A 19,179-nucleotide genomic window follows, 5' to 3' on the forward strand; every position below is an offset into this window, starting at 1 on the left:
GTCAGGCGCCGCGCAGGCGATTGTGCATCGCTGTCGCCGCGACGGCCGCCTCGCCCGCAGCGACCGCGATCTGATTGAGCCCCCGCACCACATCGCCGGCGGCATAGAGGCCCTCCACCGTGGTCATCTGGCGGCTGTCTACAAGCAGGCTTCCGCCTTCGTCCTGGAGAGCGCCGAGACGGATGGCGAGCTCAGTCTGGCTGGCGCAACCCAGGGCCAGATAGAGGTGATCATACCGCGTCTCAGCGACGCCCGGCCGGCGGACGACCAGTTGGCCGCCGTCGAAGCGCAGATCCTCAAACCGCACCGCGCCCCCGTGTCCCCTGGAGGCCTCAAGGGTCAGGAGGGTGACGTCCTGGCTGTAGGTCTGAAGGAATCGAACCTCCCGGTCGCCGAGCGGTCCATCGGCCAACACCGCGATCCGGCGGTCGATGGCTTCAAAGGCGTCGCAGATGGGACAGATGCGCGCCACGCTGGCCAGGATGGCGGCCTCAATACCCTCGATCCCCGGCAGTCGATCCACCACCCCGGTCGCCAGGAGAACGGTGGCGGCGTTAATCCTCTGGTCGGCCGTCTCCAGGATGAAGGCGCCGTCCGTCCCGCGGATGTCGCCCACCCGGCCGGCTTCGAAAACCACGCCAAACGCCTCGGCCTGCTCGCGGAGACGCCGCAGCAGTTCGTCGCCGCCGACTCCATGCGGGAAGCCCGGCGTGTTGTGGCTCTCCGGAATCCAGGTCGCCCGCGAGGGACCGCCGTCCACCACCAGCACCCGGCGGCGGAAGCGGGCGAGATAGGTCGCAGCCGTCATCCCGGCCGGGCCAGCGCCGACAATGACCGCTTCAAACTCCAGGCTCATCGACGCTCTTCCCTGCCCGCCCCCGTGTCGGGTGAGAGGTCGACCAGGTCTGGACGCAGCGGGTTCATCCACCCGCAACGCACAAGCCCGCCCTTGGCGCCGCGATATGGCGAGCAAGGATTGACCATGGCTGCCACAGGCTTCGCCTGGGACGCCTTTCGTGGTCCCGAGGACACGAGGTTGCGCACCTATTCCTCCGTCTCTCAGCGGAGCTTGCGCTGCGCCGCCCGCCCGAAACGGTCAGTTGTTGACCTCTGTCAAGAGATGCCCTGGCCCGTTGCGGTAAGCCTTGCCCGTCACGCAGTCCCTTCCAGCAGTCTCCCGTGACAGAGGTCGATCAGCGAGGATAGACGCATGTATCAGCACATTCTCATCTCCACCGATGGCTCAGAGATCGCCCAGAAGGGCCTCGATCACGGGCTGGGCCTGGCGAAAAGTCTGGGCGCCCAGGCGACCATCATCGCCATCACAGAGCGCATGCCGGCCTATCCTGGGTTTGAGGGCCTGAATGAGGTCGTCTACGCAGACTTTGGCGCCGGCCAAAGAGAAGCGGCGGGAAAACTGCTCGCTGTCGCCAAGGCGGCGGCTGAACGCATGGGGGTCAAGGCGGACACCGTCCTCATTGAAAACGCCCTGCCGGCCGACGCGATCGTTGACGTCGCCAAGACCCGCAACTGCGACCTCATCGCCATGGCGTCGCACGGTCGGCGCGGCGTCAGACGCCTCGTCCTGGGCAGCGTGACATCTGAGGTGCTCGCTCAGAGCCCGGTTCCGGTGCTCGTGATCCGCTGACCAGGACCCAATGATGGACGCACGGATGTTTGCGTTGGACGCCAAGGGCTCCGTCAAGGCGTCGGCCCGCATCGACTGAGAGCCCCCATGACTGAGCTGCCGCCCAGCATCGACTGGCACGCCACGAGCGAGCAGCACGCGCTTGAGGCGCTGGCCGTGTCGCGCGAAGGCCTGACGTCTTCGGCCGCTGCTGAACGACTTGCGCGCGCCGGGCCGAACCTCCTCCCGACAGCCAAGACCAGATCACCGCTGCGCCGTTTTCTGGCCCATTTCCACGATGTGCTGATTTACGTGCTGCTCGGCGCCGCCGCGCTCACCGCCGCCCTCGGGCATTTCGTCGACACCGGCGTCATCATCGCCGTCGTCCTCGCCAACGCCGTCATCGGGTTCATTCAGGAGGGCCGCGCCGAACAGGCGATGAGCGCCATCCGCCAGATGCTCGCGCCGAAGTCCTCCGTCCTGCGCGACGGCGAGCGCCGCACCATCGACAGCGCCCTCCTGGCCCCTGGAGACATTGTATTGCTGGAGCCGGGCGAGAAGGTCCCGGCCGACCTCCGTCTGCTGGAGACCGCAGGGCTGCGCATCGAGGAAGCGATCCTGACGGGAGAATCCGTGCCGGTCGACAAACGGACCGCGGCGGTCGCGTCTGCCGCCGCGGTCGGCGACCGGGCCAGCATGGCGTTCAGCGGCACACTGGTGGCGGCCGGGACAGGCCGGGGCGTCGTCGTCGCCACGGGTCCGTCGACTGAGATCGGTCGGATCAGCGGCCTGCTGTCGACGGTCGAGACCCTGACGACCCCGCTGGTGCGGCAGATGGACGGCTTTGCCCGCTGGCTGACGATCCTGATCCTGCTGATCGCCGCAGTCCTGCTCGCCTACGGCTACTTCGTCGGGCACATGCCCTTCGATGAGATGTTGATGATCGTGATCGGTCTAGCCGTCGCGGCCATCCCTGAAGGGCTGCCCGCGGTCCTGACCATCACCTTGGCGATCGGCGTTCAGGCGATGGCGCGGCGCAACGCCATCATCCGGCGATTGCCCGCCATCGAGACGCTTGGCTCAGTCTCTGTCATCTGCACCGACAAGACCGGCACGCTCACGCGAAACGAAATGATGGTCGCGACCTTGGCGACCGCAGACCAGACCTATTCCGTCACCGGCGTGGGCTACGCCCCCGAAGGCGGCATCTGCGGGCGCGAGGCCGAAATCGACCCGGCCACCCATCCTCTCCTGCTCGAACTCGCCCGCGTAGCGGCCCTGTGCAATGACGCCGGCCTGCACTGTCAGGACGGTGACTGGAAGATCGAGGGCGACCCCATGGAGGGTGCGCTCAGGGCGCTCGCGGGCAAGATCGCCGGAGATGGGCCAGGCGCCTTCGCGGACTGGCGGCGCATCGACACCATCCCGTTCGACGCCGCGCACCGATACATGGCGGTGCTCAATGAGGATCCGGGCGGCCCGAGGTGGATGTCCGCCAAGGGCGCCCCGGAGCAGATCCTGCAGATGTGCGCCGCCCAGCTGCGGTCGGACGGGCAAACCGAAGCGCTAGACACCGACATCTGGCAAAGCCAGATCGACGCCATCGCGGCGCAGGGCCAGCGGGTGCTCGCTCTGGCCCGCCGCCAGGCGCCGGATGGCCAAGCCCATCTGAAGTCGGCCGATCTCGACGGTCACCTCGTGCTTGTCGGACTGGTCGGCCTGATCGACCCGCCGCGCCCGGAAGCCATCGCCGCAGTCGCCGAATGCCATGATGCAGGTATCCGCGTGAAGATGATCACCGGCGACCACGCCGGAACGGCTGCCGCCATCGCCCGCCAGATCGGTCTGCAGAATGCTGATCGGGTGCTTACGGGCGCCATGCTTGAAAAGATGGACGACGCTGAACTGGCGAGCGTCGTGATCAACACCGACGTTTTCGCCAGAACGAGCCCAGAGCACAAGCTGCGGCTGGTGACGGCCCTCCAGTCCCACCAGCTGACCGTTGCGATGACCGGCGATGGGGTCAACGACGCGCCGGCGCTTAAGCGCGCCAATGCGGGCATCGCCATGGGCCAGAAGGGCAGCGAAGCGGCCAAGGAGGCCTCGGACCTCGTCCTCGCCGACGACAATTTCGCCTCGATCGCCGCCGCCGTCCGGGAAGGTCGCACGGTCTACGACAACATCAAGAAGGTGATCAGCTGGACCCTGCCGACCAATGCCGGTGAGTCGATGACGCTCATCGTGGCGCTGTTCCTCGGACTGGCGCTGCCGATCACGGCGATCCAGATCTTGTGGGTCAACCTGATCACCGCCGTCACACTCGGCGTCGCCCTGGCGTTCGAGCCGACGGAGCCGAACACGATGAAGCGCCCGCCGCGGCCCCGCAACGAGCCGCTTCTGACCGGGGAACTGATCTGGCACGTGGCCCTCGTCTCGATCCTGTTCCTTGCTGCGGTTTTCGGCATCTTCGCCTATGCCCTCGACAAGGGGCACTCGCCGGAGCTTGCACGCACGATGGCGCTCAACACCCTCGTGGTGCTGGAGATCTTCCACCTCTTCTTCATCAGGAACATCTACGGCGCATCCCTGACCTGGAGGGGCCTGCGGGGCACACGGGTGATCTGGCTCTGCGTGACCACCATCACCCTCGCCCAATTCCTGGTGACCTATTTTCCGCCCCTGCAGCAGGTGTTCGGCACGCGGGCTGTGCCCCTGACCGACGGCATGCTCATCGTGGCGGTCGGCGCGGTCTTCTTCGCGATCATCGAGACCGAGAAGCAGCTTCGATTGGCCGTTCGCAGAACCGCGCGAACTGGCGTCTCAAACGGCCTGGCCGCCCACTAGTCACAGGCCCTTAGCCTCGAAGCCATCGAGAGGCCTGAAGGAACGAGGTCGCCAGCGACTTGGACGGCGGATGTCGAAGACGCCACGGAGGCGCCGTGAGCTGTCAGCCGGACTTAGGCGGCGCGTCCCCGGACTGGGCGCGGGAGTCGCGGACCACAAGCACATCGGCAGGCGCATAGTCGAGAATTCGCCGGGCGACGCCCCCCAACCGCTTCTCAAACACGCCCCCCTGTCCGTGGGAGCCGACCACGACAAGATCGACCTCTTTCTCTAGCATGTAGCGACGCACAGCCACTTCAGGTCGCCCCTGGTCAACCAGAGCCTTCACCCGCAGACAGGCCTCGGGGGCGAGGCCGGAACGCTCAATAAAGGCCACACAACCGCTCTTCTGGTCCGCCATCTGCTGGCGCTGATCTGGCAAACCGGGAGCCCCTTCGGTTGGAGCCTCGGCCACATAGAGCGCGGTAATCGGGGCGGTTGGAAAGAACCGGTCCGCCGTCGCCAAGGCCTGCCCTGACGACTCCGACAGGTCCGTCGCCACCAGGATCTCCTCATAGGGCCAGACACGGCTTTTCACGATCAGCAGGGGAACGGTGGTTCGCTGGGCGAGCTGCTCAACTGTTGAGCCCAGGACATGTCGCCCAAACGTCTCATCTCGCCCGACACCGGTGATGATCAATTCCGCAGCGACCTGTTGAGCCACGTCCTGAATGATCGACGCCGGATCACCTTCAATGATCCTGACCTCGGCTAAATCCGCAATCTCACCGAACTGGCGTCGGATCTGGGCCTCGGCCACGCTACGGCTGGCCGGAGGGCGCCGGCGATGCAGCGGATTCCAGGACTCAGAGGATTCATCAGGGTCATCGGGCTCGACCACGCTCAAAATGATCAGGCGTGAATTCCACAGCTTGGCCAACTGTAGAGCGCGTTGCATCGCTCTGTCACAACGACTGCTGAGGTCCGTCGCCAAGATTATTGTCTGAGGCGGTGCACTTTTCTTGGCCATATCGGCCATCTTATATGGTCCTCTTGGGGTCATTGATTGAAACCATTTTACACACACCATCCGACCAGCGTTTGATATTTCTCAGGGAGGCCGTTCAGATCACATGCTGTTGTAGGCGGTGTGGCGGGTTTGCTTGGCCGTAACCCGCAAGGCTCGCCGCGACACCGATTGAGGGATTTCACCGTCGGCTACCGCGGAAGCCCGTCCAGAGCACCTGAGAGAGTGAGTCCGTCATGAACGCCGAGCATTGGCAAAGAGGCTATGGGGTCATCCAGCATGCCCCAGAGACGCAGACCCGGGTCCTGCAACTGGTCGAACGCCTGCAGGGCCAGGGCCTCGACGGGACGGAAATCTACACCCTTCTGGCGGCCGCCGATCGGCTCGCAAGCGCGACCATGTGGACGGTCGTCCACATGACCTATGCGCAACGCGTGGACCTTTCGGGCGCGCCCTTGCCGGCCGACGCCTTCAAGGCCGCCCCTGAAGGCCATACCGGCGGAGCGCTGAATGTTGCTCCGGCCTATGTCGGATACCTTCTGGCGAATGCGCTGAGCGGCGCGACCCGCGGCTGGATCCTGGGCCAGGGTCACTGCGTCGCCGCGATCGAGGCGGCCAATGCGCTGGTCGACAATCTGTCGCCGGCGCAGCAGGGCCGCTACGGCCCCGATGAGGCCGGATTGAGCCGCCTTTGTGCGGACTTCTACAGCTATGCGATTGGCCAGGACGGCCGCCCAAGCGTTCCCCTCGGCAGCCATGTGAACCCCCACACCGCCGGAGGCGTGTCCGAAGGCGGCTATCTTGGGTTCGCCGAAGTCCAATATGTCCACATGCCCCTGCCGGGCGAGCGCCTGGTGGCCATACTGAGCGATGGCGCCTTTGAGGAGCAGCGCGGGAGCGACTGGTCCGAGCGGTGGTGGCGGGCCGAGGACTGCGGCCTGGTGGCGCCGATCATGGTGCTCAACGGCCGGCGCATTGAGCAACGCACCGAGGTCGCGCAGGACGGCGGCGCAGCCTGGCTCTGCCGCCATCTGGAGGTGAATGGGTTCGATCCGATCATCATCGACGGACGCGACCCCGCGGCCTATGCCTGGGCGATCATCGAAGCTGAGCAGCGGCTCGTCCAGGCGTCGGCCGAGATCGCAGCGGGGCGCGCCGCCTATCCCGTGCGCCTGCCCTTCATCATCGCCTCCACCGTCAAGGGGTACGGCTTCCCGGGCGCTGGGACGAACGCGGCCCACAACCTGCCCCTGAACGGGGTTCCGCGCACCGACGAGGTTGCTCGCGCGGACTTCAATGCCGGCGCCTCAGCCCTGCACGTGCCGACCGACCTTCTCGCTGACGCCCGCGACAGCTTCCTGCGGCACGAGGCCCAAGGGCGGCCCAAGGAGCGGGATCATGTGATGGCGCACCGCAATCCCTCGGCGCCGTCGCTTCCGGCGTCCCTAGCCCCGTCGGCCGGACTGGCCTCGGCGATGGCTGAGGTCGACAAGTGGTTCATCGCGTTCGTACAGGCCAATCCTGAGCACCGCTTCAGGATCGGCAACCCCGACGAAATGCGCAGCAATCAGATGGGCGGATCCCTCGACCTGTTGAAGCACCGGGTCAACCGACCCGAGGCCGGTGCGGCGGAATCGACGACCGGCGCCGTTATCACCGCCCTCAATGAAGAGGCCGTGATCGGGGCGGCGCTTGGCAACAAGGGCGGGCTCAGTCTCGCAGTGTCCTACGAAGCCTTCGCCATGAAGATGCTGGGCGCGCTGCGCCAGGACATCATCTTCGCGCGGCAACAGATCGAGGCGGGCGCGCCGCCGCGTTGGATTGGCGTCCCCCTTATCGCGACCTCCCACACCTGGGAGAACGGGAAGAACCAGCAGTCCCATCAGGACCCGGCGATCGGAGAGGCCTTGCTGGGCGAGATGTCAGATGTTTCGCGGGTCATGTTTCCCATCGACGCAGCGACGGCGGTGGCGGCCCTGCGCGCCATCTATGCCGACAGGGGCGTCGTCGGCTGCATCATTGCGCCAAAGCGCGCCACACCCTGCCTGCTGACGTCGGCCCAGGCCCAGGCGGCGGTCGACAGTGGGGCTGTCGTGCTCGAAGCTGATGAGCAGGCGGACCTGCAACTGGTCGCGATCGGCGCCTACCAGCTCATTGAGGCCAGACGGGCCGCCGAACGCCTTCGCGAGTCGGGGCGCCGTGTGAGCGTCGCCTGCGTTCTGGAGCCCGGGCGGCTCCGTGTGGCCCGCGACGAGTATGAAGCCCGCTTTGTGCTGTCGGACGGCGAAGTCCAGGCGCTCTTCCCCCGCGACCTTCCGCGGGTCCTCATCACCCATACCCGGCCCGAACCCCTGCTCGGCGTGCTCCGGCGCCTTGATGGAGGGCCAGAGCGCCTGAGCGCGCACGGCTATATCAGTCGCGGCGGCACGCTGGATGTCGCCGGCATGCTGTTCGCCAACCGCTGCACCTGGGCGCACCTGGTGCTGTCCGCCGCGAAACTGCTCGACCTTCCTCTTGAGGAGGTGCTGCGGGCGGATGAGCAGGCCGCCGTCCTGGGGCGCGGCGACCCAGCGGCCCTCAGGTGACCCGGAACTTGGTCGCTCACCCGCCCGGATGCAGCCCCGGCGCTTCCTGCCCCGTGCGGGTGACATATTCGGTATAGCCGCCGCCGTACTGATGGACGCCGTCGGGCGTCAGCTCCAGCACGCGGTTCGACAGGGCCGCCAGGAAATGTCGGTCATGCGAGACGAAGAGCATGGCGCCCTCAAAATCCGCCAGGGCCGCCACCAGCATCTCCTTGGTCGCCATGTCGAGATGGTTGGTGGGCTCGTCGAGCACCAGCAGGTTCGGCGGATCAAATAGCATCTTGGCCATGACCAGACGTGCCTTCTCGCCGCCGGACAGGACGCGGCAGGGCTTTTCCACATCGTCGCCGGAGAAGCCGAAGCAGCCGGCCAAGGTGCGCAGCGCGCCCTGCCCCGCCTGCGGGAATGAGCTGTCGAGGGACTCGAAGATGGTCTCCTCGCCGTCCAGCAGGTCCATCGAATGCTGGGCGAAGTAGCCCATCTTGACACTGGCCCCGATGTTGACCGCGCCCTGGTCAGGCGTGATGGCGCCGGCCACAAGTTTCAACAGCGTCGACTTGCCGGCGCCATTGGCGCCCAGCACGCACCAGCGTTCCTTGCGGCGCACCAGGAAGTCGAGGCTCTCATAGATCGTCTGGGTCCCATAGACCTTATGGACATTGCGCAGGCTGATCACGTCCTCACCCGACCGCGGCGGGCTCTTGAACTCGAACTGAACCGACTGGCGACGGCGCGGCGCCTCGACCCGCTCGATCTTGTCCAGCTTCTTGACCCGGCTCTGGACCTGGGCGGCGTGGCTGGCGCGCGCCTTGAACTTCTCGATGAACTTGATTTCCTTGGCCAGCATGGCCTGCTGGCGCTCGTACTGCGCCTGGCGCTGCTGCTCGCCCAGCGCGCGCTGCTGATCGTAGAAGTCGAGATCGCCCGAATAGGTGATGAGCGAGCCGCCGTCGATCTCCACCACCTTGCCGATGATGCGGTTCATGAAGGCGCGGTCGTGCGAGGTCATCAGCAGCGCGCCGTCATAGGCCTTGAGGAAGGCCTCCAGCCAGATCAGGCTTTCCAGATCGAGGTGGTTGCTGGGTTCGTCCAGGAGCATGGCGTCGGGCCGCATGAGCAGGATGCGGGCCAGGGCCACGCGCATCTTCCAGCCGCCCGATAACAGGCCGACATCGCCGTCCATGCGATCCTGGCTGAAGCTCAGGCCCGCCAGCACCTCGCGCGCCCGGGCTTCCAGGGCGTAGCCGTCCAGTTCCTGGAAGCGCTCCAGCACCTCGCCATAGCGCTCCATGTTGGCGTCGAGCCGGTCGGCCTGGTCCGGATCGACCATGGCGGCCTCGAGGCTCGCCATTTCGGCGGCCAGGGCGCTGACCGGGCCGACGCCATCCATCACCGCAGCGACCGCGCTCTGGCCCGCCATCTCGCCGACGTCCTGGCTGAAATAGCCGATCGTCATGCCGGGATCGATCACGACCGCGCCGTCGTCCGGCTGCTCCTGACCGGTGATCATGCGAAACAGCGTCGTCTTGCCGGCGCCGTTGGGGCCGACAAGCCCGACCTTCTCCCCCTTCTGGACGCCCATCGAGGCTTCGATGAACAGGATCTGGTGGCCGTTCTGCTTAGAGATATTGTCGAGGCGGATCATGGGTCGGCTGCTAGCGCGGGAACACGCCGAACGCCACCCTCAGCCTGCGAGCAGATCGCCCGGAAGCTGCAGTTCAGCCCGCCGGGCTGGCCCGCCCGCCGAAGATCGTGACGGCTTCAGGACCTTACCACCGCCCGATAGAGATGCGTCTCATTGGCCAGCGGAAGCGCGCCCAGGGGACCGAGCGCCGTCTCCACCTCAGCAAGCAGGCGCTCCCGGCGGGCCGCTTCAATCATGCTGTAGTCTGAGCGCGTCCGGAGCTGGCGAACGAAGGCGGCCGGGGTCACCTGCTCGGTCCAGGTGAAGGCCCGGTGCGTGACGGGTCCGAACAGGCCGGAGGCGTCAAAGAGCTCGCGAACAGGGCCACCCGGCAAGTACCAGGCCTGGGGCGGCGGTCGCCAGAGGTCCGGTGCGATATCCTGATAGATCGGCTCCAGTCGCTGCAGGATGTCCGCAGGCGGCGACATGGGCACATGACCGAAGACGGCCAGAACGCCGCCGCCCCGCAAAGCTCGGGCGGCGCGGGGAAAGCTGAGCTTCGGGTCGATCCAGTGCCACGCCTGGGCCGAGGCCACGAGGCCGAAGGCGCCGGGTTCGGCCTCGAAGGTTTCAAACGGGGAGACGTGGAAGCTCACCTCTCCTGTCAGGTTCGCTTTCGCCAGGGCGACGAGCTCATCGCCCGGATCGACGGCGACGACCTGCCAACCCCGGTCGAGGAAGCCTTGGGTGGCTTGGCCGCTGCCACACCCGACTTCAAGAACCCGCGCGCCAACCCCGCCGACGACGCTCGCCAGATCGTCGTACAGCGCCTTCGGATAGGTCGGCCGCACCGCATCGTACTCCGCGGCCACCGCGTTGAACGTATCTCGCTGATCAGGCACGGCGGCTCCCCGGCGGCGGTCCTCTTGGAGCGACGCTACACGAGAGAGGGCAAGCCGCCACCTGCCGGCTGCGGCGAGAACCGCAGGGAGTGGAAAGCGTGGCCAGCGGCCGCTAGCCTGAACCGCCCTCGCTGACGGGAGGATGCGCAGGGAGACCTCGGGTGAATGAGACCTACGAACTGGTCTGGCGCTCGCGCCGGAGGGATGATTCACCGCGGGGCGTCTCAGCCAGGAGACGCCAATGCAACACCCCCTCACCACAGATCAGCAGGATGAATTCGCGCGCAAAGGCGTGCTGTCCCTGCCTGGGTTCTTCCCCATGGCTGACATCTCGATCATGCGCGATCGCCTCCGGGAGGATCTTGAGGCGAGATACCGGCCAAGGCGCCAGCACCCCGGCAGCTGGCCGACGGCGTCGCCCTCGCAGTTTCAGAAGCTGAGGCGCTCTGGCGCCTTCGCTGCCCTGGCGTCGCCCAAGCTGTTCGCCCTTGCCGACGCCCTGATCGGCCCTGGCCTGTGGGCGGCGCCAGAGCATTGGGGAGCGCCTCTGGTCACCTTCCCAAGTCTGACGCCGGTTCTCCCGCGACCGCCCTGGCATCTGGATATTGGCGGCCAAGAGCTGCTCAGTCCCTTGTCCACCTTGAGGATCTTCACCTTCCTTGAGCCCGTTGGCGCACACGGCGGCGGCACGCTGTACGTGGCTGGCTCACATCATCACGCTTTGGCGTGCGAGCGCTTCCATGGGACGCCGGTGCGCTCGGCCCAGGTGCGCGACTGGCTCAAGCAGGATCCGTGGTTCGCCCGCCTGCTCGCCACGCCCACTGGGAGCCTGAGGTCTTTGATCGGCGCCGAGGCCCAAGTTGGCGCTCACACGGTGACCCTGGGGGAGATGACCGGCCAGCCGGGCGACCTCATCATTATGCACCCCGCGCTTCTTCATGCGCCAAACCACAACGCGTGCGATCGACCCCGAATGATGCTGACCGACTCCATTCGCCGGCGAAACACTCCGCTGGTGGGCCCGGCAGGACTGGAAATGTCGGTCAATTATACCGCTAAATTAATGCGTTATGATCACTTGATCTCGGCCCTACCCGCGCGCCTACCAGCAATCCCCTGACAGCTAGAGTTTAGCCGCCTTTGCCTTCGTTGGTTGATTAAGCGGACCTGGCGCGGGCGTCCGTCAATTCAGCACAAGTCATCCCCGATTATGCTACAATCCACATAAGTGCATCTTATGTTGATTTTAGCATAAACTAGGAGTATCCCAGAAAACATATAAGCGCTGCATATGCCGCTTACGGCATAACCGGAAAGCCACCATGCCCCTCACGATCGCTCGTTCATCCGGCCAGATTGGTCGCCTGATCCAACGGTTCCGCCTGGAGCAGGGCTTGACCCAGACGCAGCTCGCCCAACTGGCCGGCCAACGTCAGGAAATGATCTCAAAGATCGAAACTGGCCAAGGCGGCGTGAAGCTCTCCACTCTGTTCGACGTGCTGGCCGCCTTGGGGCTTGAAATGACCCTTGAGCCGCGCAGCCAGAGCTCGACGGCCGACATCGAGGACATCTTCTGATGCCCCGTCGTCGCGCCCACGCCCCCCTGAAGGTGCTGATCAACAACCGTCTCTGCGGTCGATTGGAAAAACAGGCCAGCGGCGCGATAAGCTTCCGGTACGACCCCGGTTGGTTGGCCTGGGCGCCGGCCTTTCCGGTCTCCCTCTCCCTGCCTCTGCAGAACGCCCCGTGGCGCGGCGAGGCCGTCGTCGCCGTGTTCGACAACCTCCTGCCAGACAACCCCTATGTTCGCCGACAAGTCGCCGAGCGCACGGGCGCTGGGGCCGCTGACGCCTACAGCCTGCTCGCTCAGATCGGACGCGATTGCGTGGGTGCGATGCAGTTCCTTCCCGAAGAGGATGGGGCGGACGCATTACAGCCCATCGAGGGCGCACCGATCAGCGACGCGGAGATCGAGGCGCTGCTGGCCAACCTTGCCCGGGCGCCCCTGGGCATAGACCCTGAGCAGGAGTTCCGGATATCGGTCGCCGGCGCCCAGGAGAAGACAGCGCTTCTTCGTCACCAAGGCCAGTGGATGCGGCCGATCGGAACGACGCCGACCACGCATATTCTCAAGCCTCAGCTCGGAGAGATTCCGACCTCGTCAGGGGTGATCGATCTCAGCGACAGCGTCGAGAACGAGCACTATTGCCTGACCCTGCTGGAGAGTTTCGGTCTGCCCGTCGCCCGGACCGAGATCGCCACCTTTGGCGCGCGACGTGTGCTGGTGGTGGAACGCTTTGATCGCCGCCCTCGGGGGGGCGACCACATCCTGCGTCTGCCGCAGGAAGACTTCTGCCAGGCGCTGTCGGTTCCATCCAGCCGCAAGTACCAACGCGACGGGGGCCCAAGTGTTGTCGACATCCTGACCAAGCTTCAGGAGAGCGACGATCCCCTGGCCGCCCAGGCCAAGGTGTTCAAGAGCCAGATCATCTTCTGGCTCATGGGCGCCACCGATGGGCATGCAAAGAACTTCAGCATCTTCCTGCGTCCGGGCGGTCGCTTCGAGCTCACCCCGTTCTACGATGTCCTCAGCGCCCAGCCGGCGTTCGACGCCAAGCGCATCCCACACAGGGGCTTCACCCTGGCCATGTCGCTGGGCGCTTACCCCCACTACAAGATTCTGGATATTCACGGCCAACACTTCGTCGAGACCGCCAAGGCCGCAGGCCTGGGACCGGCTGTCATCCGGCAGGCCCTCGAGGATGTGCTGACGGCCGCGCCGGACGCAGCGGCCCAGGCGCTACAGAAAATGCCACCTGGTTTTCCTGAGCCGCTCCATGACTCCATCGCCGCAGCGATTCAGGTCCGCCTGCCCCGCCTGGAGTCCGCATGGGAGGCGATCTAGCCCCGGCTCGCCGTCATGAACCAACTTCGGCGAAACCGCCAAACCGTGCGGAAAACTAGCGCACGAGGCATTGCGCCCTCGAGGCAGAGTCGATTTGTCCAACCCCGGACTGCTCCGCTTCCGATGGGCGTCCCCGCGCGCCGATTGAAGTGCTCGCCCCCCTCCGTTCTCAGATGGCGAAGCTAACTGAACAAGAACGCCTGTGGTCTCGCCAGGGCGACCGGCAGGCGGCGCTTCTTCCCTAGGCCTGCGGATGTCCGCCAGAGACAGACTTCGTGCACAATGGCGTCGGCTTGGGCGGCGGCGTAACCAGCGCGTCGGAGTTCATCTCGAGCGCGGGACACATCGAAGTCCTCCTCTCTGCTGCGCTTGACGATCACCGCGAAGGCGTAGGCCTCCCACGGGGGATAGCCCGCTGACCGTGAGCCGTCAGCAGACACTTTTGTTCTCTTTTTGTTCTTGCCCTAGGTCTCCACTCGATGTAGACTTACTAGAGTTGGGTCCTGGCACGCAGCGAGGGGCGGGCCGCCAACAGTTCTTGAACAATCCTGGAGAAATGGGCCATGGCTGGGTTCCAGTCGGCGCACGGCGACGTGCCTGCCGAAGGCATGGCAGAGTGGATGACGCGGCGGCGCCACGATGTTGAACCGCGAGGGTGGCCAGCAGGGCATTCAGGCCAGGTTGAATGGGAATCCGAAAGGGTCGCAGGTGGGCCTCCCTCTGCGCCTAGACGCGGAGATTTCGGAAACCTGGGCGCGCTAACGGAGCAACGAGGCCTTGGCGCAGAGCGCAGTTACCTCGTGTCTGACAGCTCGACGTTCAGCGCCAAGCACGGCCCCCCCTCACGGAGTGGAGCATCTGCGCAGGCCCACGCCCGGCCCGCAACCTATCGGCAAATCTCAACCCCGCGGCCAACAGTCTCCGCGGGAGCGACGGCGCCAAGGTCATCCCAGAACGATGAAATAGAGAAGCTCCGACGCGAGCAGGCAGCCTTCAAGGAATACGTGCGGGAACAGTCGAGCCGAACTTGGTGGATGGCGATCCCTGCGCTGGCGCCAATGATTGTTCCGCTTATCGCGGAGGGGGCAGTCCTCCTGACTGGCCGACTAGCCGCGTCTCAGCTTGGTCGCACACCGTTCAATCTGCTCGGTCGCGAAGCAGGTGTCGTCCGGGCGCCCCTTACAGAAGTCGAAAAGAATGCTCTTCGAGCGGCCGCGAGAAGGCGCGTGGCCCAGGCCAACGGCCAACCTGCAAGCGCACTTGCTGGTGAGGTACATCATCGCGTCGCCCTTCGGTTTGCACATCTCTTCCCGAATGCGGACCCAAACCGCCTCGCTAACCTGGTTTCCCTGGTGCGAGAGGCACATGTCGTCGCCAGCCGGGTTGAGGCTGAGTTTGTGCGCACGCTGGCAGGGCGAGCGCCGACTCAGGCGGAGGTGATGGCGCACGCCATGAGACTGGATAAGATCATCGAGCCATATGTCTTGAGAGCCGGGGTTGCTCGGCCGCCTCCGGCCCCTTGAGGATGGAGCTGATCATGGACATCACGATTTCGGAAGCCTGTCGTTTGTTGGAGGCGCGAGGCGTGCTTCGTCGCCAGCCCGGGGATTCGTCGGATGGCATGGTCCAACAGGTCCGCGAGCTCCTTGGTGGCCAGATGCCGGCGGACCTGGAAGCGCTCTACCGCGAAAGGGTGAAAAGCGTCGGCGACTTTGCAGCCATTCTGCCGAGGTGGAACGCGCGGCCGGAGTGGCGGCAGGAGGGTGCGCTCAGATCGCTGTTGCATGCCCAGGCTGTGCCAATCTTCTCCGACGGTAACGGAAGCCTCTACGGGTTGGATTTATCTTCAGAAAGTCAAAGGCCAGCGGTCTACTTCTTTGACCACGAAGACCTCTTTGAAAGACCGCGCTGGGCGGCAGGATCATCAATCGGACGCTTCCTGCTGCTGCTCGCCCAGCACGATCAGGCCATCAGCGAGAACCGTTCCGCCGGTTGGGAGCTGTCCATCGATCCAGACCTCGACAAATGCCCCAGAGCCCCGCCGATCTGGCTCGCGGGTTGACCCGCAATCCTGCAGATCAGGCGCTGGTGGGCCCGGCAGGACTCGACTTGCAGGCTATTTTTTCTTTGTGAACAGCCACTAAGGCTCGACCATCGTCATTGATACCCAAGGCGATACCAACCACAAAAAACGCCCGCTGCCGCGCCGGTCGATTTGGAAGCGTAGTCCCGCTCGCAACGGCTTGCGCCATCAGGCCGCGCCTACGAGGCGCTCCGTTTCGGCGCCAGGTGACCAGGCCTCAGAGGCGGCGAGCGCCTCGCCCACGAGAATCAGGGCCGGCCCCGACTCAAGTCCCAGACAGTGGGCAGCCGCCAGCGTGGCGAGGGTCATGCCCTGAAACTGCGCGCTCGGTGCGCTGGCGTTCCTCACGACAGCTACGGGGGTATGAGGCGATCGCCCCGCTGCGATCAGGCGTCGCGCGATCACCGGCGCGGCGCGGGCTCCCATGTAAATGGCCAAAGTCGCCTCGGCGTCGGCGGCGGCGGCCCAGTCCATGGTGAGGTCTCCATCCTGCGTGGTTGCCGTAGCCATCACCACTCGACGGGCGACGCCGCGATGGGTCAGCGGCAGGCCAAACTGAGCGGCCGCCGCGCAGGCCGCGGTGACGCCCGGGACGATTTCCGCCGTCAGCCCGTGCTGGCGCAGCGCCTGGGCCTCCTCCCCTACCCGGCCGAAGATCGAGGGATCGCCGCCCTTCAGCCGCACCACCCGCAAGCCTCTTCTAGCCAGTCGGATCATCAGGCGGTTGATGGTCTCCTGCCGCATGGACGGACGCCCCGCCCGCTTGCCGGTCTGGATCTTGAGGCAGGCTCGGGGCGCCAGGGCCAGGATGTCCTCGCCAACCAGGGCGTCATAGAGCAGGGCCTGGGCGCCTTCGATGACGCGCGCCGCCCGCAGGGTCAGCAGGTCGGCGGCGCCGGGGCCGGCGCCCACAAGCTGGACGGGAAAGATGGTCTTGGGCTCAAGCGGCATGACGGGTCTCCGAGGTAGGCAGCATGCGGGCGATTTCAGGACGGCAGGAGCCGCATTGGGTTCCAGCGCCGGTGGCCGCGCCGACGGCGTCGAGGCTCGAAGCGCCCTGGGCTATGGCCGCCTCTATGCGCGGACGGCGCACGCCGCGGCAGGCGCAGACCAGGGGGCCGGCCTCGACGGCCATCCCGGGGGCGAAGCCGATAAGCAAGGCCGCACGATCAGCGTCGCTCAACTGGTCCTTGGGGAACAGGGCGACAAGCCAGTCCCGGGGCGGCAGGCGGCCGGTCTCCACCGTCATGAACAGAACGCTGGCCAGTCGGTCAGCCTCGACGAAGGCTTCCCGCAGGCGACCGCCCTGGGCGTCCTCCAGCAGCAGCGCCTGTCCCTTCAGGCCCCGGCTCAGCGCCTTGCGCAGGGCCTCACGCTCAGCCGCATCACCGCGGCCGGCAAACTCGTGAAGCTGGCAGCCGTCCTGGGTGATGCGCCGCCAGACCAGGTCGAGCCCCTCTGGCGGCGCAACGGCCGCCCGCGAGAGGAAGAAGCCTCTCCAGGTCTCGCGATAGGCCTGGATGCGGGCCGGCGTGTGCTTGAATTCCGGCTGGCCGGAGACGGGATCGACGGGACCTGAGACCAGCGGATTGGCCCGCCCTTGCGGCGCGTAGGCCCCGCTCCAGTGCATGGGCATGAAGATACAGCCGGGCCGCTGGGCGTCGGTGATCCGGGCGACCGCCACCGCCTCACCATAAGCTGTGCGCACCCGGGTCAGCATGCCCTCGGAGATCCCCTGCTCCAGGGCGTCGGCGGGATGGATGTCCGCATAGGGTTCGGGCGCGTGGCGGCTGAGCGCGGCGGACAGGCCGGTGCGGGTGAGCGTGTGCCAGTGGTCCCGCACGCGACCGGTGTTCAAGGCCAGGGGAAAGGCTCCGTCGGTCGCCTCGGCCGGTCCCAGGGCCGGCGTCGGGACCATCCGGGCGCGGCCATCGGCTGTGGCGAACCGGCCATCGGTGAACAGCCGCGCCGTGCCGCCGGCCTCGGTCACCGGCCACTGAACTGGTTCCAAGGCGGCGTAGCCATCTGGCGTGAGGCCCACGAGCGGCCCCAGGTCCAGGGTTCGGCCGGTGTTTTCATAGGCGGTCATCCGCGCCCATTCCCGGAACACCTGGGCGCCTGTGCGCCAGCCGAAGGCCGCCTCATGGCCCATGGCGGCGGCCACGTCGGCGATGATCTTCCAGTCGGCGCGCGCCTGGCCGGGCGGCGCCATCAGCGCCCGCTGGCGGGAGATGCGGCGCTCGGAATTTGTCACCGTGCCGTCCTTCTCACCCCAGGCCAGGGCCGGCAGCTTCACATGGGCGAAGGCGGCGGTGTCCGTGTCGGCCATGCAGTCGGAGACCACTACGAACGGGCACCTGGCCAGGGCGTCACGGACGCCTTCGGCTCGGGGCATGCTGACGGCCGGATTGGTGGCCATGACCCACAGGGCCTTGATGCGCCCATCGCCGACGGCCTCGAACATCTCGACGGCCTTGAGGCCGGGCTTGCGGGCCAGGTTCGGCGCGCCCCAGAACCGTTCCACCCGGGCGCAGTCGGCTTCCGTGAAGTCCATGTGGGCGGCCAGCGTGTTGGCCAGGCCGCCGGTCTCGCGCCCCCCCATGGCATTGGGCTGGCCGGTGATCGAGAAGGGACAGGCGCCGGGCTTGCCGATCCGGCCCGTGGCCAGGTGGACGTTGAGGATGGCCAGTCCCTTGGCCACCCCCTGGGCCGACTGGTTGGCCCCCATGGAGAACAGGCTGACCGTTCGCGGCGTGGCGGCGAAGAGGTCGTAGAAGGCGCGCAGGTCGACCAGGTTCAGGCCGCAGTCGGCGGCGACGGCGGCCGGCGACTGGTCATCGCGGGCGAGGCTTTCGACCACCGCGCCATAGCCGCTCACATGGGCGGCCACATAGGCCTGGTCTACCGCGCCCCGATCCATCAGGTTGGCGAGCAGTCCGTTCCACAGCCGCACATCGGTCTGGGGCGCCAGGGGAAGGTGCAGGTCGGCCATCTCGGCGGTGTCGGTGCGGCGGGGGTCGATCACCAGGTGCCGCTGACCGCGATCTCGGGCCGCCTCCATCCGCCGGAACAGCACCGGATGGGTCCACGCGGCGTTGTGGCCGGAGAAAACCACCAGGTCGGCGAGGTCCAGATCCTCATAGCAGCCGGGCACCAGATCGGCGCCGAAGGCGGCCTTGTGCGCCGCCACAGCCGAAGCCATGCAAAGCCTTGAATTGGTGTCGATATTAGCCGAGCCGATGAAGCCCTTCATGAGCTTGTTGGCGACGTAATAGTCCTCAGTCAGAAGCTGGCCTGACACATAGAAGGCCACCGAGTCCGGGCCGTGCCGGGCGATGGTCTCAGAGAACCTGCGCGCCACCAGGCGGATCGCCTCGGCCCAGGAGGCCTCCCGCCCGCCGATCTCCGGCGCCAGCAGCCGTCCCTCCAGCCCGACCGTGTCAGCCAAGGCCGTGCCCTTGGAGCACAGGCGGCCGAGATTGGCGGGATGATCGGCGTCGCCCTCGACCGTCAGTGCGCGGCCCTCGGCCTGGGCCGTGATCCCGCAGCCGACGCCGCAATAGGGACAGGTGGTGCGCGTCTCGACCATGGATCGCCTCAGGT

The 19,179-nt window shown here is 66.3% G+C and carries 13 protein-coding genes; 7 read left to right on the forward strand and 6 right to left on the reverse strand.

The genetic code is table 11. The features are described from left to right. Position 1: 1 nt before the first annotated feature. Positions 2 to 856, reverse strand: coding sequence for an NAD(P)/FAD-dependent oxidoreductase (locus tag Q8N19_RS07390; protein ID WP_305589234.1), 855 nt, complete (start codon positions 854 to 856; stop codon positions 2 to 4). A gap of 354 nt (positions 857 to 1,210) precedes the next feature. On the opposite strand from Q8N19_RS07390, the gene Q8N19_RS07395 reads away from it, so the two are divergent. Both Q8N19_RS07395 and Q8N19_RS07400 read left to right on the forward strand, forming a co-directional pair. Further along, on the forward strand, positions 1,211 to 1,648 hold the full coding sequence (locus tag Q8N19_RS07395) for a universal stress protein (RefSeq protein WP_305589235.1): 438 nt from the start codon (positions 1,211 to 1,213) through the stop codon (positions 1,646 to 1,648). A gap of 87 nt (positions 1,649 to 1,735) precedes the next feature. Further along, the gene (locus tag Q8N19_RS07400) at positions 1,736 to 4,471 is read left to right on the forward strand and encodes a cation-transporting P-type ATPase (protein ID WP_305589237.1); all 2,736 of its coding nucleotides are present in this window, start codon (positions 1,736 to 1,738) and stop codon (positions 4,469 to 4,471) included. Between the two features lie 103 nt (positions 4,472 to 4,574). Here the strand turns inward: Q8N19_RS07400 and Q8N19_RS07405 are convergent, their stop codons facing one another. Beyond that, positions 4,575 to 5,489 carry a universal stress protein gene (locus Q8N19_RS07405; RefSeq protein WP_305589241.1) on the reverse strand — a complete coding sequence of 305 codons (915 nt, stop codon included), beginning with the start codon at positions 5,487 to 5,489 and terminating at the stop codon, positions 4,575 to 4,577. Between the two features lie 224 nt (positions 5,490 to 5,713). Between Q8N19_RS07405 and Q8N19_RS07410 the strand changes: the two genes are divergently transcribed. Next, entirely contained in the window at positions 5,714 to 8,062 is a 2,349-nt protein-coding gene (locus Q8N19_RS07410; protein WP_305589243.1) for a xylulose 5-phosphate 3-epimerase, read from the forward strand. Between the two features lie 16 nt (positions 8,063 to 8,078). Here Q8N19_RS07410 and Q8N19_RS07415 read toward each other — a convergent pair whose 3' ends face one another. Together Q8N19_RS07415 and Q8N19_RS07420 are read right to left on the reverse strand one after the other, a co-directional pair. Next, positions 8,079 to 9,707, reverse strand: coding sequence for an ABC-F family ATP-binding cassette domain-containing protein (locus Q8N19_RS07415; RefSeq protein ID WP_305589246.1), 1,629 nt, complete (start codon positions 9,705 to 9,707; stop codon positions 8,079 to 8,081). A gap of 116 nt (positions 9,708 to 9,823) precedes the next feature. Next, positions 9,824 to 10,588 carry a trans-aconitate 2-methyltransferase gene (locus Q8N19_RS07420; RefSeq protein ID WP_305589248.1) on the reverse strand — a complete coding sequence of 255 codons (765 nt, stop codon included), beginning with the start codon at positions 10,586 to 10,588 and terminating at the stop codon, positions 9,824 to 9,826. Between the two features lie 241 nt (positions 10,589 to 10,829). Between Q8N19_RS07420 and Q8N19_RS07425 the strand changes: the two genes are divergently transcribed. The 4 genes from Q8N19_RS07425 (at position 10,830) to Q8N19_RS07440 (ending at position 15,555) form a co-directional block, all read left to right on the forward strand. Then, positions 10,830 to 11,708, forward strand: a complete 879-nt coding sequence (locus tag Q8N19_RS07425) for a phytanoyl-CoA dioxygenase family protein (protein WP_305589256.1) — start codon at positions 10,830 to 10,832, stop codon at positions 11,706 to 11,708. Positions 11,709 to 11,910: 202 nt separating this feature from the next. Then, a complete protein-coding gene (locus Q8N19_RS07430; RefSeq protein WP_296563173.1) occupies positions 11,911 to 12,165 on the forward strand; it encodes a helix-turn-helix domain-containing protein in 255 nt (84 codons plus the stop codon). Next, the gene (locus tag Q8N19_RS07435) at positions 12,165 to 13,493 is read left to right on the forward strand and encodes a type II toxin-antitoxin system HipA family toxin (protein WP_305589260.1); all 1,329 of its coding nucleotides are present in this window, start codon (positions 12,165 to 12,167) and stop codon (positions 13,491 to 13,493) included. The genes Q8N19_RS07430 and Q8N19_RS07435 overlap by 1 nt, the downstream gene beginning before the upstream one ends. Positions 13,494 to 15,030: 1,537 nt before the next feature. Next, positions 15,031 to 15,555, forward strand: coding sequence for an SMI1/KNR4 family protein (locus Q8N19_RS07440; RefSeq protein ID WP_305589262.1), 525 nt, complete (start codon positions 15,031 to 15,033; stop codon positions 15,553 to 15,555). Positions 15,556 to 15,744: 189 nt separating this feature from the next. Here the strand turns inward: Q8N19_RS07440 and cobA are convergent, their stop codons facing one another. After that, the gene (gene cobA, locus Q8N19_RS07445) at positions 15,745 to 16,527 is read right to left on the reverse strand and encodes a uroporphyrinogen-III C-methyltransferase (protein WP_305589264.1); all 783 of its coding nucleotides are present in this window, start codon (positions 16,525 to 16,527) and stop codon (positions 15,745 to 15,747) included. Further along, the gene (locus Q8N19_RS07450; RefSeq protein WP_305589275.1) at positions 16,517 to 19,165 is read right to left on the reverse strand and encodes a nitrate reductase; all 2,649 of its coding nucleotides are present in this window, start codon (positions 19,163 to 19,165) and stop codon (positions 16,517 to 16,519) included. The genes cobA and Q8N19_RS07450 overlap by 11 nt, the downstream gene beginning before the upstream one ends. Between the last annotated feature and the right edge of the window lie 14 nt (positions 19,166 to 19,179).

Source organism: Phenylobacterium sp. (assembly GCF_030693405.1).
GTDB lineage: Bacteria > Pseudomonadota > Alphaproteobacteria > Caulobacterales > Caulobacteraceae > Phenylobacterium.